Origin of the sequence: Pseudoalteromonas sp. BSi20495 (assembly GCF_000241185.1) — a bacterium.
Taxonomy (GTDB): Bacteria; Pseudomonadota; Gammaproteobacteria; order Enterobacterales; family Alteromonadaceae; genus Pseudoalteromonas; species Pseudoalteromonas fuliginea.
On the sequence record NZ_BADY01000148.1, the window covers coordinates 43,887 to 60,765 of the forward strand.

12 protein-coding genes are annotated in these 16,879 nt (G+C 37.3%); 4 read left to right on the forward strand and 8 right to left on the reverse strand.

Features of this window, described 5'->3' with window-relative positions; genetic code table 11:
- Nucleotides 1-4 precede the first annotated feature (4 nt).
- The 3 genes from P20495_RS03705 to pyrC form a co-directional block, all read right to left on the reverse strand.
- Nucleotides 5-775: a DUF3450 domain-containing protein gene (locus P20495_RS03705; protein ID WP_033016274.1), complete on the reverse strand. Its 771-nt coding sequence runs from the start codon at nt 773-775 to the stop codon at nt 5-7.
- A gap of 1,642 nt (nt 776-2,417) precedes the next feature.
- Nucleotides 2,418-2,621, reverse strand: coding sequence for a cold-shock protein (locus tag P20495_RS03700; protein WP_002961702.1), 204 nt, complete (start codon nt 2,619-2,621; stop codon nt 2,418-2,420).
- A gap of 423 nt (nt 2,622-3,044) precedes the next feature.
- Nucleotides 3,045-4,097, reverse strand: coding sequence for a dihydroorotase (pyrC, locus tag P20495_RS03695; protein WP_008138439.1), 1,053 nt, complete (start codon nt 4,095-4,097; stop codon nt 3,045-3,047).
- Nucleotides 4,098-4,304: 207 nt separating this feature from the next.
- Here pyrC and P20495_RS03690 point away from each other — a divergent pair, with 207 nt between their 5' ends.
- The 3 genes from P20495_RS03690 (at nt 4,305) to P20495_RS03680 (ending at nt 8,803) form a co-directional block, all read left to right on the forward strand.
- Nucleotides 4,305-6,674, forward strand: a complete 2,370-nt coding sequence (locus tag P20495_RS03690; protein ID WP_008138441.1) for an EAL domain-containing protein — start codon at nt 4,305-4,307, stop codon at nt 6,672-6,674.
- Nucleotides 6,675-7,096: 422 nt separating this feature from the next.
- On the forward strand, nt 7,097-7,984 hold the full coding sequence (locus P20495_RS03685; protein ID WP_008138443.1) for a LysR family transcriptional regulator: 888 nt from the start codon (nt 7,097-7,099) through the stop codon (nt 7,982-7,984).
- 54 nt (nt 7,985-8,038) lie between these two features.
- Nucleotides 8,039-8,803: a YdcF family protein gene (locus tag P20495_RS03680; protein WP_193371861.1), complete on the forward strand. Its 765-nt coding sequence runs from the start codon at nt 8,039-8,041 to the stop codon at nt 8,801-8,803.
- Nucleotides 8,804-8,881: 78 nt separating this feature from the next.
- Here P20495_RS03680 and P20495_RS03675 read toward each other — a convergent pair whose 3' ends face one another.
- Nucleotides 8,882-9,634, reverse strand: coding sequence for a Nif3-like dinuclear metal center hexameric protein (locus tag P20495_RS03675; RefSeq protein WP_008138447.1), 753 nt, complete (start codon nt 9,632-9,634; stop codon nt 8,882-8,884).
- 150 nt (nt 9,635-9,784) lie between these two features.
- On the opposite strand from P20495_RS03675, the gene P20495_RS03670 reads away from it, so the two are divergent.
- Nucleotides 9,785-10,141 (forward strand): hypothetical protein, encoded by a 357-nt coding sequence (locus P20495_RS03670; RefSeq protein WP_007375880.1) that lies wholly within the window; start codon nt 9,785-9,787, stop codon nt 10,139-10,141.
- A gap of 196 nt (nt 10,142-10,337) precedes the next feature.
- Here the strand turns inward: P20495_RS03670 and P20495_RS03665 are convergent, their stop codons facing one another.
- The 4 genes from P20495_RS03665 to P20495_RS03650 form a co-directional block, all read right to left on the reverse strand.
- Nucleotides 10,338-13,517 carry an amidohydrolase family protein gene (locus tag P20495_RS03665; RefSeq protein ID WP_008138449.1) on the reverse strand — a complete coding sequence of 1,060 codons (3,180 nt, stop codon included), beginning with the start codon at nt 13,515-13,517 and terminating at the stop codon, nt 10,338-10,340.
- A gap of 104 nt (nt 13,518-13,621) precedes the next feature.
- Nucleotides 13,622-14,446, reverse strand: a complete 825-nt coding sequence (locus P20495_RS03660; protein ID WP_008138451.1) for a M90 family metallopeptidase — start codon at nt 14,444-14,446, stop codon at nt 13,622-13,624.
- Nucleotides 14,447-14,612: 166 nt separating this feature from the next.
- On the reverse strand, nt 14,613-15,251 hold the full coding sequence (locus tag P20495_RS03655) for a chloramphenicol acetyltransferase (RefSeq protein ID WP_008138452.1): 639 nt from the start codon (nt 15,249-15,251) through the stop codon (nt 14,613-14,615).
- A gap of 186 nt (nt 15,252-15,437) precedes the next feature.
- On the reverse strand, nt 15,438-16,478 hold the full coding sequence (locus P20495_RS03650; protein ID WP_008138453.1) for a Glu/Leu/Phe/Val dehydrogenase: 1,041 nt from the start codon (nt 16,476-16,478) through the stop codon (nt 15,438-15,440).
- Nucleotides 16,479-16,879: the final 401 nt, after the last annotated feature.

Here is a 16,879-nt window from a genome sequence, read left to right on the forward strand (position 1 = left end):
TTGATTACTCCGCGCCAAAGATAGGTAGTTTAACAAGTTCTAATGTCGCTTGCTTACGCGCCATACGAATAACTTCTTTAACAGGTTTTAGGTATTCTTCACCTAATTCTTTCCACTGTTTAGTGTTGTTATCCCACACCCAAGCATGTTTCAAGTCAAAAGATTGAGCAACGTAAGTTATACGACCTAATTGACCGATATCAACGTTAATGCTCTTACCATCAACTTCTAATGTACCTTGTGAAGCAGATACAAGTGAACTGTATGCTGTTTCAATAGTGTAAGCTTCAAGTACTTGACGGAATTTTTCAGACGTCGTTACAGACGCAGAAACCATGATTTCACGTAGTCTTTCAACACGTCCTAAACGCGTTTCAAGATTAAATGGAACGTCCGCTTTGATGAATTGCTCAAGCGTATCGATCATGCGATACATCAAAGGCACAACGTTTTGTTTAGTGTTATCAATAGTAGCGATTTGACGATCAAACGATTCAATAGACGCATTTTGGCTATCAACCAAGCGTGATACATGATCGTTATACACTTTCATAAGTTCAGTCTCATCAACGATGCTACGGTACTCAGCGATTAGCTCTTGAGTTTGACCATATACATTGTCAATTTTAGTTTGAGACTTAACAGCAGCCTTTTGAATTTGTTGACCTGCTTTTTGCACGTCATTCAAAGGATCTGCAATCACATTGCTGCTTGCAAATGCAAATGCGCCAACCAACGCAGTTGCTACAAGACTCTTTCTGATTTTAACAGACATAGTTCCCAACCAATTAAGTAATGTTACTTTTATAATTTAATTATCAACCCATAAGGAAGACAACCCTGATATCTTTTAATAGATATCAACCTTCCAATAATGCTAAATGCAATAAGCGCTGTCAACTTGATGTTTGCTTATCTCAGTAAATAAATAGCCAGTTCAAAGCTTACACTAAAGGACTGCATACCAAATGTTAACAATATTGTAACCAGTCTTATTCTTAATATTTCTATCAAAGCCTTTTAAGGGGTATGTTTATTGGGTGTCGCCCTTATAAAAACAACAAAAATGCAACATTCAATTGAAAATGAATTCGCCCTGAAAAAAAACAAAAAAAATATACTTATTTCTTATATAAGTTTTTTTTGGCCAACTTCATGCCTTTTTAACTGGTTTTAAACGCTTCATCTGAAAAAACAAACCGTTTATCGCACAAGAAAACATCACAAAATGCCTTTATATTGAATTAATATTCACTTCGAATATCGTATATTGATATTTCCATTACCCAATATTAATGGAGAGTAAAGTGGTTGGTTACGAACCAAATGATGCACAGTGTGCAATTAGTTATTAATTTATTACTCTCAGAAGTTGTCCAAATATTTGAATTTATCTTTTGCTGGGCATGTATTAGAGATGGCTAATTTTAGGAACAAGCTTTCAATGAAATACCATACTCCAATCTGAGCAGCTTGAAGTTGTTACTACAATCAACGTTAGTCACCTATCTTGAATATGATCTATTTAATTCAATTACAATTTTTATGGTAGGCTCTGTGAAAACTATATCATTTCACCTCGTTACATAGCTCGCTACTATGCTTTAAAGGTAGTCTTATAATAACTAAAAGCAGTTGAAGTTTAATTTTTTAATTTTAATACCGTAGCTCAATCACACACAGCAATGCTTACTGTAGTGCCGTTATGCTAATAAAGGCGATAACAATGCATAAATGCCAAATACATTTTATTCAAAGGGTCTTGCTAGAGGTAATTGACTCTTTGTTGTATGCTTAGATAAGGGCTGAAAGTAGCAAATGAAGCTTTACTTGTTCGATTTATGATAAAAGTCTGCTTAGAAATGGGGTCAATTTAACGCCAAGAAAATTGCATAATAGCAATTCGCTTAATTAAGTGATCTATTCTGATATAAGAAAATCGTGTCGACAAAAAGAATAAACTTCAAATAGGTTAAATGGTTATTTTATTCGTTGAATTGATAAAGTGCTTATGTAGATCGATATGACTATAAGGAATGTAAGGCTTTAGCCGCTAACGAGAGCATTAGATAAAAAATCGTGTCGCAAAAAAATCTCTAAGAATAAAATTTAACTCAGAAAAATAATAAACTTTAATAGCAAAAAGATAATCCTGTCATTTAATACACGTGGTATTTAATACACGTGGTATTTCGCTTGACGACTTGATCAACCAAATGCTCAAAGAATATTGCTAATTGAACAATAAAGATGCATTTAGCAAATGTCAGCGCTTTAAAATTAATTAATTTAAGTATGCAGTGTAATAATTGATAGCTTTATAGGAGATAGTGAGGAAGATTTAATAGTATTAACAAAGGAATTATGGTGAAACAGATAACTGTTTCACCACGTTGAACGAAGGTTCACATAATAAATTATGCTGCTTCTACGTTCTCAGCTTCAGGGCCTTTTTGACCTTGCTTGATGCTGAATGTCACTGCTTGACCTTCGCTAAGAGTGCGAAAACCAGAACCAGTGATTGCGCTGAAATGTACAAACACGTCAGGACCATTTTCTTGTTCAATGAAACCAAAGCCTTTAGCTTCGTTGAAAAACTTTACTTTACCAGTAACCGACATACTAAATTTTCCTGTAAGTCAATAATTAAAATTCAGCCATATTATTATGGCAATATCCTCCCCGAGTCAATGCCCACAAAATGGAGGTATAGTACAGGAAGAAGTAATAACCTAACCGGTAACCTTAAACGCAGCACAATATCCGTAAATTCAATACGCAAAAACTCAAAGCAAGTTAAGATTAACACATTATTTTTTATTTCGCTCTATTAATTAGACATTATTTATTAAAAATATATTTTTTTATTAAATAATGTCTAAACGGCTAATTTTAATACAAAAAAATACTATTCGGTTACTCTTTTTAGAATCAGTCGCGTATTTTAAATGCGAAATATTTGATCAAAACAAAAATTGTACAATGATCAGCGCAAGTAAAAATCACATAATAATTTATAAAGTTTAAGCTGATTTACTGAATGATTAACTCACTTCCCATTCAATCATGTCTTCGGCTTTAATGGGAACAACATGCGAATCACCTAGCGAGTAGCTAGCGGGAACTCTCCAAGGATTTCTTTGTAGTGTTATTGTATCTTGATTACGCATAACACCATAAAAATCAGGACCAAAGTGACTAGCAAAACCTTCTAATTTATCCAGTGCACCAGCTTCTTCAAATGCCTCGGCGTATAATTCAATCGCAGCGTGAGCAGTGTATGCCCCAGCACAACCGCAAGCAGCTTCTTTTTTGTCTTTATAATGCGGAGCCGAATCAGTTCCTAAAAAGAATTTTTTATTGCCACTTATTGCTGCAGCCATTAATGCTTGTTGGTGTGTATTACGTTTTAATATTGGTAAACAGTAATAATGGGGACGTATCCCCCCTGCTAACATATGATTACGATTATAAAGTAAATGATGAGCTGTAATAGTAGCCGCTACATTATCCGGTGCATTTACTACGAACTCTACTGCATCTTTCGTCGTAATATGCTCTAGTACAATTTTAAGTTCAGGGAAATCGCTAACAACATCACCTAAAATTGTATCTAAAAATACCTTTTCTCGATCAAAAATATCTATCGACGAATCAGTAACTTCACCGTGAACCAATAAAAGCATCCCCACTTCTTGCATTGCTTTTAGTACTGAGTAAATATTTTTAACGGAAGTCACACCGGAGTCAGAATTTGTTGTAGCGCCTGCTGGGTAAAGTTTAGCCGCAACTATTTTACCTGTTTCTTTAGCTTTTTTAATTTCTTCAGGTGTTGTTTTATCAGTAAGATACAAAACCATTAATGGCTTAAAATCACCTTGAGGACCTGCCGCCATAATACGTGCACGGTATTCAAGTGCTGTATCAGTACATGTTGCCGGAGGAACCAAGTTAGGCATAATAATCGCACGACCCATATAACGACTAATATCGCGAACGGTATCTTTTAGCTGATCGCCATCACGTAAGTGAACATGCCAGTCATCTGGTCGAGTTATAGTGAGTGTTGTGATTGCATCTTTAGTTTTACTAATCATTTTTTTATTCCACGGCTGAATTTATCCGATCATAGGCATAGGAGGTTTTCGAGTAAAGACCTTATTAAAAATAATGGACTCAGCTCCACTATTAAATAAAACTTTACAGCTCATAAAAAGCATTCATCGTTTTATTTTGTAGAAAGATAAAGTTTACGTTAACTTAGTCGCTGTGTTTATAAATATAAAGAATAAAATTAGCTGCCTATGTCGAACAAAGTCGATACCAATGAAGCTCTGGAAATAAAAACTGAACAGCTTAGTATCATTAATCAGTTTTCATCTAGTTTATTACAGCTTGATACTCTAGAAGAGTTACTAGAATACGTAACAACTCAAGTCGTTAATAGACTTGGCTTTGTTGATTGTGTTATCTACCTTGCCGATGACTCAGCTTCTATATTAAACCAAGTTGCATCTATGGGGATCCCCCATCAACGCTACAAATATAGAGCGCAACGAAAGGTAATACAGTTTAGTGAGGGGATTTCGGGCTTTGTTGCACGCACCGGTGAAGCAGTGATGCTTGGTGATGTAAGTACTGATAGCCGCTATATAGCAGATGAACGCCCTGCTCAGTCAGAATTATGTGTTCCTCTTATATATAAAGAGCAAATTTTAGGGGTAATTGATTGTGAACATCCCATTAAGAACTATTTTACTAATGCCCACCTTGAAATACTCACCACTGTCGCACATTTACTTAGTGCCAAAATAAACCAAGTTAATACTGTCAATAATTTACAACAAACTGTTGAGCAATTAAATAATGCGCAAAAACTTGAAAATAGTCTTTTGCAAATAGCTAACTTAACTTATAAAGCCAGTGACCTAGATACTTTTTTTGAATCTCTTCACGCTATAATTAATAGCTTGTTACGTGCAGATAATTTTTTTATTGCACTTTACGATAAACAAGTAGATATACTCGACATTGTCTACATTGTTGAAGAGGGTATTCAAACAAGCACCCATCAAAAATTTTCAAAAGAGCAACTTAAAGACACTGCCTCATATTATTTACTACAAAAAGATCAGCCATTACTTTTTACAAAAAAAGATTACAAACAACAAATAGCAGATGGCCACTTCAAAATGATAGGCCGACAATCCGAGTCTTGGTTGGGCGTACCATTTAAAGCAAATGAACGTATCAGTGGTGTTATTGTTGTTCAAAGTTATGATAAGTCTTTACATTACAGTGAGCATGACAGCTCATTATTAACGTATGTGAGCCGTCAAATTAGCATGGCAATAGATAGGCAACTTGCTCGCCAGGAGCTTGAACACCGTGCTTTACACGATGAATTGACTGGACTAGCTAATCGTTCACTATTAATAGAACGTGCGAAGCACGCTATATTAAGACTAACACGTGCCAAAAAAGGCACCAGCCATGCGTTGTTATATTTAGATTTTGACCGATTTAAGAGTATTAATGATTCTCTAGGCCATGAAGTTGGTGACCACTTCTTAATTCGAATATGTGACTTAATTAAAGCCACCGTTCGTAATACCGATACCTTTGCCCGTTTAGGTGGCGATGAGTTTGCTATTTTCATGGAAAATATTACGCATCGAAACCAAGTCAACGAAGCGCTTAAACGGATTCAAACTGTACTTTCAAAACCAATCGATGTTGATGGTCATTTATTACAAGCTTCAACCAGTATCGGTATTGCATATAGTGATAATATAAATGATAAAGCTTATATATTACTTCAACAAGCTGACGCCGCTATGTACGAGGCTAAATCGACAGGTCGTGGGCAAGTTAAGTTTTTTAATAATACCATGCGTAAAAAGCTTAAGACTCATGCTGATATCGAAAACGATTTGCAACACGGTATTGAGCACAACGAATTTGAACTCTATTTTCAACCAATTTTTACCATCGCTGAAAGTGAAGTCATTGGTTTTGAAGCCTTAGTTCGTTGGCATCACCCTAAAAAAGGCTTTGTTTCACCGAATGACTTTATTCCTATTGCTGAAACCACTGGGCAGATTATAAACCTTGATTTGCACTTGCTCGATTTAGCTGCCCAACAAATTTCAGACTGGCACCAGCAAGGTCATCGATTCTTAAAAATTACAGTTAATGTATCATCTCGGCATTTTGCTAGTCTTGATTTTGTTGCGCAAATTCATGCTATTTACAACAAATATCAATTGCCTTTGGGTTCTTTATGCCTAGAAATTACAGAATCAGGTTTAATAGAGAATTTAGATCTAGCAACGCAAATTATAGAAGGCCTATCCCCTCTAAAAGTTAAGCTCTGTTTAGATGATTTTGGCACTGGATACTCTGCATTAGGCTATTTACATCAACTTCCGATTCATGTTTTAAAAATTGATAAGAGTTTTATTGACCACCTTCAAGATTCAACTAACCCGTTGGTTGAGGCTATTTTATCTCTGGCGCAATCATTAAAATTTGCTGTCGTAGCTGAAGGGATAGAGACTGTAGAACAACTAACTATATTACAATCGACGCAATGCGATTTTGGGCAAGGATTTTTGAAATCAAAACCTGTCAGCGCAAACGAAGCCATATTATTAATAAATAACCCCCTATAATATAGCCGATTTTACTCTTTGTTAATCGGTTTTACTTATTCTTACATGGATGTAAGCCTCTAAAGTAACGCAGAAGTAGTTATCGAGCTCACTACACAATTCACACCACGATTAAATCATCCTTAGATAACCTGAACTATGGATAATAAATCTATCTCGAGCAGTTATTTTCGACGCTAAAAATTACGTCCAGTTAAAATATATATTATTTTTCCTTCCTTTGATTCAACATGAAGCAAACTCATATAAAACTTGTAAAGTCAGTATTAAATGACTTCTATCATTAGAAATTTAAATTTTTAATAAATTTATGACAATAAACAGCAAAACTTTAGCCATCTAGACGTTGAAACGTTTTTTATATAGGCGTAGTATGTAATTAATCTGAGCTAAACTCACTTTTTCCATGAGAATTTTTAAAGATGATTGGTATTAAACATTTAAAAACCATAGCAACCCTAAAAGAAACAGGATCTTTGGTTAATACAGCACGAGAATTATTTTTAACACAGTCTGCTTTATCTCATCAAATCAAAGATTTAGAGAATAAATTAGATTGCCAATTATTCGAACGTAAAACTCAGCCAGTCCGCTTTACGCCCCAAGGAATGTTATTACTTGAGTTAGCTCACGAAATATTACCAAAAATGGAAGCGACTAAATGCCGTTTAAAAGAAAGCTTAAACCAGCCTATTTCTCAACTGCGTTTAAGTGTGGAATGCCATGCATGTTTTCATTGGTTATTACCTACTATTAAAGAATTTAATAACTTTTGGCCTGATATAAAAATTGATTATGAACGTGGCTTTAGTTACGACGCTATTCCTGACTTACTAAGCGATGAGCTCGACTTAGTTTTGACGTCTGATATACGTGAACCCGACACATTAGAATACGCGCACTTGTTTGATTTTAAACTGAAGCTTATTGTGGCGCCTGATCATGAACTTGCTAAAAAAGCATATGTAACAGCACTTGATTTGAAAAACGAAACCATTATTTCATACCCTATCCCGCGCGAACGCCAAGATATTTTTAAATACTTTATTCAAAATGCACGTTTCGATGGCACCTTAAAAACAGTTGATCAAGGACTCCTTATTTTTCAATTAGTGAGTGCTGGTATGGGTGTTGCTGCATTACCTGATTGGCTAGTTACCCCTTATGAAAGCCAAGGTTTAATAAAGTCCATCCCGCTAGGTGCGCTTGGGCTTACTCGACCGATGTACTTAGCAATGAAAAAAGATATGAAAGATAACCCTGTTTATCGCCATTTTTTAAATACCTGTAAGCTAAATAACGGTCGATAAATCGCAATCTAATGAGTAACATAAAGCAATACTCTTGTTTTTATGTTGCTTATTATGTTTGTTATTAAAAAAATGATTGGTGGTTTACTTATGCCACTACCTCTATTTGGTTTATTTGCGTGTCTAATGCTCCTACTCGCATTTAAAGGCCGCAAATCAGCTCTCTTCTTATCTACTTTAAGCTTAATTGTATTACTTGCATTGAGTACACCCTTTATCGCCAATTTAATTATCCAAAATAATGAACCTGCGTCGCTTGCATTTAATACCCTAAAGCACTCTAAAATAGACAAAATAGTCGTGCTAGGTTGCGACATAAACCCAAATTCGGCTTTAAGTTCAAATAATCAATTAGGTAATTGTGCGCTAACGCGCTTAGTCGAAGGTGTAAAACTTGCCAAGTACTACCCTAATGCAGAGCTTATAGTTTCAGGCGGGGGCTATCAAAATACCACTAATAGCGGGCTTATGTATCAAACAGCGGTGAGTTTAGGAATTAATAAAAGCCGTATATTCCAAAACCCAAAAGCAATGGATACCGGTGAAGAAGCTAAGTTACTCGCATCAAAATTAGTCGACTTTAAAGTTGCACTAGTAACATCTGTACTGCACATGCCCCGTGCCAAAGACTTATTTAGTGCTCAAGGCATTAAAGTCATAACCGCAGCCACTGATTACCATAATTTTGCAGCGCTGCCGTGGAGCAAGCAGTTTATTCCAAATGCTCAAGCCTTACTTGTGGTTACGCAATATAGTCACGAAGTAGTAGGAAATACATGGATAAGTTTGCGCCGCTGGATAGATCCAGAGGCGCTGTAACTTATATAGTCCTAACCTGAACTCTGGACAATAAAATCTATTTCAACCAAAGTTCAGGTTAGCTAATAGATAGCCTAGTTAAACTGGGTTATCTATATCTATAAATATCACCTCAAAACCATGCTCTTGCGCTAATAACTCACCCAAAGCTTTTACACCATAGCGCTCTGTTGCATGATGCCCTGCTGCAAAAAAATCAATATTTTGCTCACGAGAGCTATGAATTGTTTGCTCTGATGCCTCACCGGTTAAATACGCGTCAATACCTTGCTCTGCAGCTAAATCAATATACCCTTGCCCTCCACCGGTGCACAGTGCAATAGTTTCAATTTTAGCTGAGCGTACTAAGCTTGTGAGTGGGGCCCGATTAAGTACTTTTGCTATTTTATTTGCAAAATCTTCACCATTTAGAGGCGTTTTTAAACGTCCTTTCATTGCTACGCTATTTGTAACTGGCTCAAGCCCAGCCTCTATTTCAATATCTAATAACTTTGCCAGTTGCGCGTTATTGCCTATTGCCGGGTGAATATCGAGTGGTAAGTGATAGCAAAATAAATTAATATCATTAGCTAGTAGCGCGCCTATACGACGCTTTTTCATTCCCGTTATAGGTTGGGATTCCCCCTTCCAAAAAAAACCATGGTGAACCAAAATAGCATCTGCTTGTTGCTCAATAGCAGCATCTATTAATGCTTGACTCGCGGTTACACCCGTCACAATTTTTTTAATTTTATTTTTACCTTCAACTTGTAAACCATTTGGGCAAAAGTCTTTAATTAAATGAGGCTTTAAAATGTCATTTAGGAGTTGGTTAAATTCTCTACGTTGCATATAACTTACCTTACTTTGCACTGAATTTTGTGCAAATTTTGGCGTTTATAGGTTTAAAATGGAAGGAAAATCGCAAAAAATTGAAAAACTGTTTTAAAATAGGTATAAATACGTCTTCTTTATCTGTGTTCACAACGTATAGGGTCTCTGATGAGCAAACTAGACAAAACAGAAGTGTTATCTGCCTTTGAATCAGCGTACGAAGCTGCCAATGGTAAAAAACCTGAAATCACAACTAAACCTGGCTGGTACAGCATCGATGGCGGGAAAAACTTACGCCTAGCTGATTTAGTAGAGCTAACTGAAGAATTAAGCTCTGGTAAAACGACACCCAAAGCGCCTGCTAAAAAAACTAAAACCAAAGCGGCTGCGCCTGTAAAAGCACAGAAAAAAGCCCCATTCACTGTTGTTACCGAAAATGAAGAAGGCTACACAGCGGAAGAGCTTTGGATTGTAATTTTAGCTCGTAAAGATCATGATTGTCGCTTACCGCGCGGTGTTGTTTAATCAACATTTATGATTTTTAAAAGAAACCGCGTTAAGCGGTTTTTTTATGTGCGTTATTTGCTAAAAAATATCTAAAAATTATATTAATTATCGTCTTCCAACCTTAATTGCACCATTTAATCAAAAAAATAGAGCCTTATAAGTTGAGTAAGACTAAAAAAGCGGCTAATAGCCGCTTCCAAAAGATCAAAATAAATTACAGTTTTTCAAAATAAAGTGGTTCGCGCTCTTTTTTACCCACTTCATTCATTGTCTCTGCATTGAATAATCGACCATTGATCATGGTGTAATCTACTTTATCCGAATCTCGAATATTTTTAAGCGGATCGCCATCTATAACCATTAAATCCGCCAGTTTGCCCACTTCAAGCGAGCCTACGTTTTTATCAAGCCCTAAATACTTAGCCGGATCGAGTGTCGATGCACGTATTACCTCAAGCGGTGTCATTCCGCCTTGTGCAAACATCCACATCTCCCAGTGTGCACCTAAGCCTTCACGCTGACCGTGAGCACCTAAGTTAACTAATACACCTAGGTCTTGCAGCTCAGCAGCAACGCGTGCGTTATTAAAGTGATTATAGTGATGATCGGGCGCTTTAATGCGGCGCATAGAGCGCGGTAATAATTGATTTTTTGGCACAAATTTACTTAAACGCGGATGATTCCACACATCAGTTTTATCGTACCAGTAATTTTCACCCCAAATGCCACCATAAGCCACTACAAGTGTTGGTGTATAACCAACATCACTTTGCGACCATAACTGCTTTATATCGTCGTATATGTGCTCTACAGGGATTGAATGTTCAATACCTGTGTGTCCATCTACAATCATACTTAAGTTATGTTGTAATAATGAGCCGCCTTCAGGGACAACCATCATTTCAAGCATCCGGCCTGCTTCAATAACTTGTTGGCGCTGCTCACGACGTGGCTGGTTATACGACTTAACACTAAACGCCCCTACTTTTTTAAGGCGCTCTAAATGAAATTTAGCATCGTCTAACGAGTCAATATGCGACGTATAACCTGGCATATTTGCGCCATATAAAATAGTACCCGTTGAGAAAATACGCGGGCCAACAATCATGCCTGCCTTTTGCATTTCGCTTGCGGTAAATATTTCAGAGGTATCGTTTGATGGATCGTGAATTGTAGTTACACCCAGCGCTAAACCTGCAAAGTTTTTCCAGTTTTGCTCAGGTATAATTTCGTCACTTGCTTGCGAGCCATGTGCATGAGCATCAACAATACCAGGCATAATAGTTTTACCTGTTACATCAATAACCTCAGCACCTTTAGGGATGCTTATCTCGCTGGCTGTACCAATTGCTTTAATATGCTTGCCATCAGTGATAATTACACCATTTTCAATAACCTTTTCGCCGTCCATCGTTATAATTTTTGCACCAGTGAGCGCAATCATGCCTTTAGGCTCTGCCATTTTTTTACTGAAACCAATATTATCGCCACTTTTCACTTTAAAGTCGGCATCTTCGGCTTTGTTAATGGCAAACATCCCCTCAAGGCTTGCATGATAAAGCTCAGGCCCTAATGTCCAATAAAGTTTGTTGCTCTTAGCACTCCAGCTAATGTTTTCACCAGCACGTACCGATAACTGCTCTATTGGAAATTGACTGTCTTTAGGCCCAACATTAATTGTTTTACCACTTTGTACAAACGGGGTTACAAATACTTTAAATCGCTCTGCAAACGCTAAATATTTGCCATCTGGTGATACTCTAAATTCTGTCGCATGCTCTGACTCGTATAGTTTGCTAACTTTTTTACTTTCAAGCTCTACTACACTTAACGTTGGTTTTGGCCAAGGACTCATAATGAAAACACGATCGTTTGCATCTCCAAATTGTGGTTGATAACCACTTTTTGAAATAAGCTCACTTTTACCGCCTTTAGCGCTTACGCTATAAACCCCCGGATTAAGTGACCACTTAGGGTTTAAAATACTGCCGCCAGTGGCTTTACGATAAACAACCGTTTTACCATCTGGGCTAAACGTAGGCTCTACATATTTCCCGGGCTCTTTAGTAATTGTATCGCCACGACCACTACGCGCAGAAACCACTCTTACAGACCCTTGTTTGTTATCATCCCATGTGGTGTAAACTATTTTTTTACCATCGCGAGAGAACTGTGGAAATAATTCGTAATGATCAGTTTGCTTTGTTAAACGCTTAATTTTACCCGACTCTAAATCACGTTTATAAATATGCCCAAGCGCTTCAAAAATTGCAGTTTCGCCATCTGGGCTTACTTGCACATTACGCAGCATTTTTACATCAAACTCGTCGGTATCTAAGTTTTGTGTAAAGCGCACTGCTTTTTGAATTTTTTTACTTGTTTGCACTTTAAAAGGTATGGTTTTAACAGATTTGTCTGCAACATCTAGCTTGTGAATTGTGCCACCAGCCCAAAATACTAACTCTTCGTTATCGGGTGTCCATGCAATGGTTGGGTATACACCATGAATAGCCCAGGTTTCTTGCATATCTCGCTCAAGCTTATCGTAAAGCTTAGTGTGCTCACCGCTGGTTAAGTCATATAAATAAAGACTAGTTTGAAAATCATCACGCTTTATATACGCCAGTTTTTTACCATCAGGTGACGGTGTAGGCCTAATGGCACCGCCCATCGTATCGATTATGGTTTCAATTTCACCCGTTTCACGGTCGTAGCGCTTAATTTTATAAATGCCCGCTACAGAATCCTTTGAATAATGAAAGGTTTTACCGGGTGTTGCATCATGTGAGAAGTATACATAACGACCATCAGGTGAAAACATTGGCTCACCTAAATCTTTTTGATCGTTCTCGCGTTTTGTAAGCTGCACGCCTTTGCCACCCGCTTTATGATACAACCACACTTCACCGGCACCTAATGAGCGGCTAGCTGTAAAGTGTTTACGCGCAACTAAGTAGTCGCCATCAGGACTCCATGCAGGGCTATTTAGTAATCTAAAGGTTTCATCGGTAACAGCGTGTTGATTTTCGCCATTTAAGTCCATTATCCAAATGTTATCGCCACCACCTTGGTCGGAGGTAAACGCAATACTTTTGCCGTTAGGACTAAAGCGTGGTTGCATTTGCCATGCAATATCAGAGGTGAGCTTTGTAGCTGTACCACCACTCATTGGCATAGTGTAAATATCGCCAAGTAAGTCAAACACCACGGTTTTACCATCAGGGCTAATATCTATATTCATCCATGTGCCTTGCTCAACGCTAATTGCAGCGTCAACAAATTGCCCCTTAGGTGAATCTACTTGCCATTTTTGTTCGTCTTTTTCGGCGGCATTCACTTGCCCTATCGCTAATGACACCGACAATGCCAATACTGTATGAAGCATTTTTTTCATGCGTTTCTCGCTTGTTTTTGTTGCTGTAAAACTATTTTACACAATTGCAACAAAAACAAGCACAACTTGCCAGTGTTATATGATAAAGCGCGGTTTATATAAGTTTAATGCCAAACTATAGGGTCAAATTGATAGTAATTAACGAGCATACTATAAATTTCAGGATCGTATCGGCGCAGCTCTGCGGGTTTTTCGAGGAAGGTTTCGGTGATAACAGCAAAAAATTCGGCTTCATTAGTTGCACCATAGCTGTGAATAACGTGTGGCATGCTATAAGCAACATGACTTTTCAACTGCGTAAACGCGCGGCTAAATACTCGGCCCCACTCTTTGTAATCTGCTGAGCTTTTTAAAAGTGGCGTGCCTGTTGTTTTTCCTGTTTCTTGATCGAGTTGATGCGCAAATTCATGAAAAACTAAATTATGTCCATCACTTGGCAAGCGGTTACCTTCAAGCACGTCATGCCAACTGAGTACTAGTGTGCCGCCAGGCCAAGACTCACCAAGCCTTACTGCATTATGGTAACTCACAAGCCCTGCACTATCGCGTGTTGATTGCGGGGCGTAATAAGCACTTGGGTATAATAAAATTTCTTTTACATTTTTATATAACGGCCACGGTTTATTAAGTACTAATACACACGCATCAGCGGCTACAATTAACTTCATTGCGGGTGTCAATTTTAAACCATCACAACCAACAAAGCGTTTTTCGTTTAAAAACCACGTAATATGTCGCTCTAATTTTTCTCTGTCAGCGTCGGTCATTTTTTTATAGATGGGCATACAACGCAGTAAAATATCTTTTTGCTGTGAATTTAAAGCAAAGTCTTTATATTTACTGCGCCATAATCGGTTTTGAATTGATGGCCAGCGCCAGAAAATCACCACAAAAAGAATTAAAACAACAATTAACAGTCCATTTATCATGAGGATTTCCTGAGCTAAGATATGGTATATAAATATGTCCAGCGCACGTGCTTTTCAAGCATATAAGGTTATGTATTTGAATATAAAGTAATTCACATCGCATTACTTATAGATTACTTATAAATTGTTTACTGCTTTGCACTGCCGTTAAATGACGTGTTTAAAGTTAACCTTTGCAAAAGGAGTCAAATGTACCCTGCAATGCGTTTATAAATTTCGCTACGTGCAAACCATCCATTAATGAATGGTGTACATCGATAGCTAAAGGCATTGTGCCTGTGTGTTTATCAAACTGACCAAATACAAATTTAGGAATGCCTAAACTCTGCCCTTCACTAAATGCATGCGAAAACGCACTAAAATTCAGCCACGGCAAAACAGATATATGAATTAAGTCGGCCTGCCCTTCTGTTTGGGCAAATACATCAGAAAATAACGGCTGTTGTTTCGCTTTTTTGCTTACGTCACTTGCATGATTTGCAAACTCTTTAAAATCGCTTGCGCTATTAAAATAACTAAAAACAAATGTATCGTTTTCAGACAGCTCAACCACACTTGCGCGAACACTGTTAAGTAACCATGGTTGATTATCTATTATACGTAGCATTATTGAATCGTACTCATGGCACGCTTTTAAGGTGCAATATACATACGCTTGAAAAAAAGAAAATTGATTGGTTTTGCAATAGTCGTAAAGTGCTTGAGCATCTAAACGCACACACACATTAAAATAAGGCTGAGAAAAGTGTTTAAATAATTCAAAGTGTTGCTTTCTAGGCCAATTATCTAAATCGATAGGCTGCATGAGAGAAGTTGAGGGAGTCATAATTTGCCGCACAAAATTAAAAATAAAGTGTACCGCTGTTCAGTAATAATTGCATTAGGGTCTATTAATCTTTCAAGGTTAAATCCGCAAAGATCAACCCCCCCTTAACTTACAGATAAACAAAAGGTGTGCAATTGCACACCTTTATTGCATTTTAGCTTAAATTTATAGACCGTTTTTAATGATCTCTTGCGCTAATTCGTCAGCAATTAAATGCGTTGATTTTTGCTCTTTTTCGCTGCGAGCAAAAATTTCAGTTAACGTATTAAAAATACCTTCAACATGTTTATTAGATGCTGCTGCACTGTAACCTTCTGGCGCTGTTTCGTAATAAACATTAATAATACCACCGGCGTTAATTACGTAATCTGGTGCATATAAAATGCCTTTTTCACGAATAACTTCACCGTGGCGAGATTCTGCCAGCTGATTGTTAGCACAGCCTGCAATAATAGTCGCTTTTAAACGCGGTATCGTTAAATCGTTAACGGTTGCGCCTAATGCACAAGGTGCATAAACATCAACATCTAAGTCGTAAATGTCATCAATGCCAACCGCAGTTGCACCAAAATCACTTACTACACGGTCAATGGCAGCTTGGTTAATGTCAGTTACAAACAACTCAGCGCCCGCATCATGTAAATGTTTACATAAACCATAAGCAACAGCACCTAAACCTTGAACAGCCACTTTTACGCCTGCAAAATTTTGATGGCCGCGTTGATGCTGTAGCGCTGCTTTAATTCCTAAAAACGTACCGTATGCTGTAAATGGCGATGGGTTACCACTTTTACCTTCAAGACCCAGTACGTAATTAGTTTCTTTATTCATAATAGCTACATCAGCACATGTGATGTTTACATCTTCTGCTGAGTAATAACTGCCATTTAATCGCTCTAACTGACGGCCAAATGCACGAAATAATTGCTCAGATTTAATTTCTTTCGCATTACCTATAATTACAGATTTACCGCCACCAAACGGTAAGCGCGCAACTGCATTTTTATAAGTCATGCCCTTTGATAAACGTAGCACGTCATAAACAGCATCTTCGTCGTTCGCATAATCCCACATTCTACATCCGCCAACTGCAGGACCTAGGTTAGTATTATGTACAGCAATAATTGCTTTTAAACCCGACTCTTCATCAGAACAAAAAACCACTTGTTCATGGTTATCAAATTCAACTCGATTAAACACAGCCACTTAAAATACTCCGAAATAGTTAACCCGTGAGAGGGTATGCGCGCTGGAAATTGCCGAGACTTTATCACTTCATATACGTGTTCGCTATACTCACAGATGATAAAACCAATGAAAACATTAAGCTTAAATTAAATAACCCAATTAAAAGCCTTGTATAGATAAAAAATTCACAAAAGCGTCGTTTGTAAGTTTTAAAAACTATAAATAGAACAACCACACCTACTTACGTTTACGTGAACGTAACACAGTTATTGCGTGTAAAGTTTAATATACAAGTGCTGCTTGCCCGTCACGTAATGCTGCCTATAGGTTTCCAGTAAAAAGTGAGCTTTTTCGCAAACTGGTCAGAGCTGTAAACTTGGTAATAACTCTATTTAAAAAAACAAAAAAAGCGAGCACTA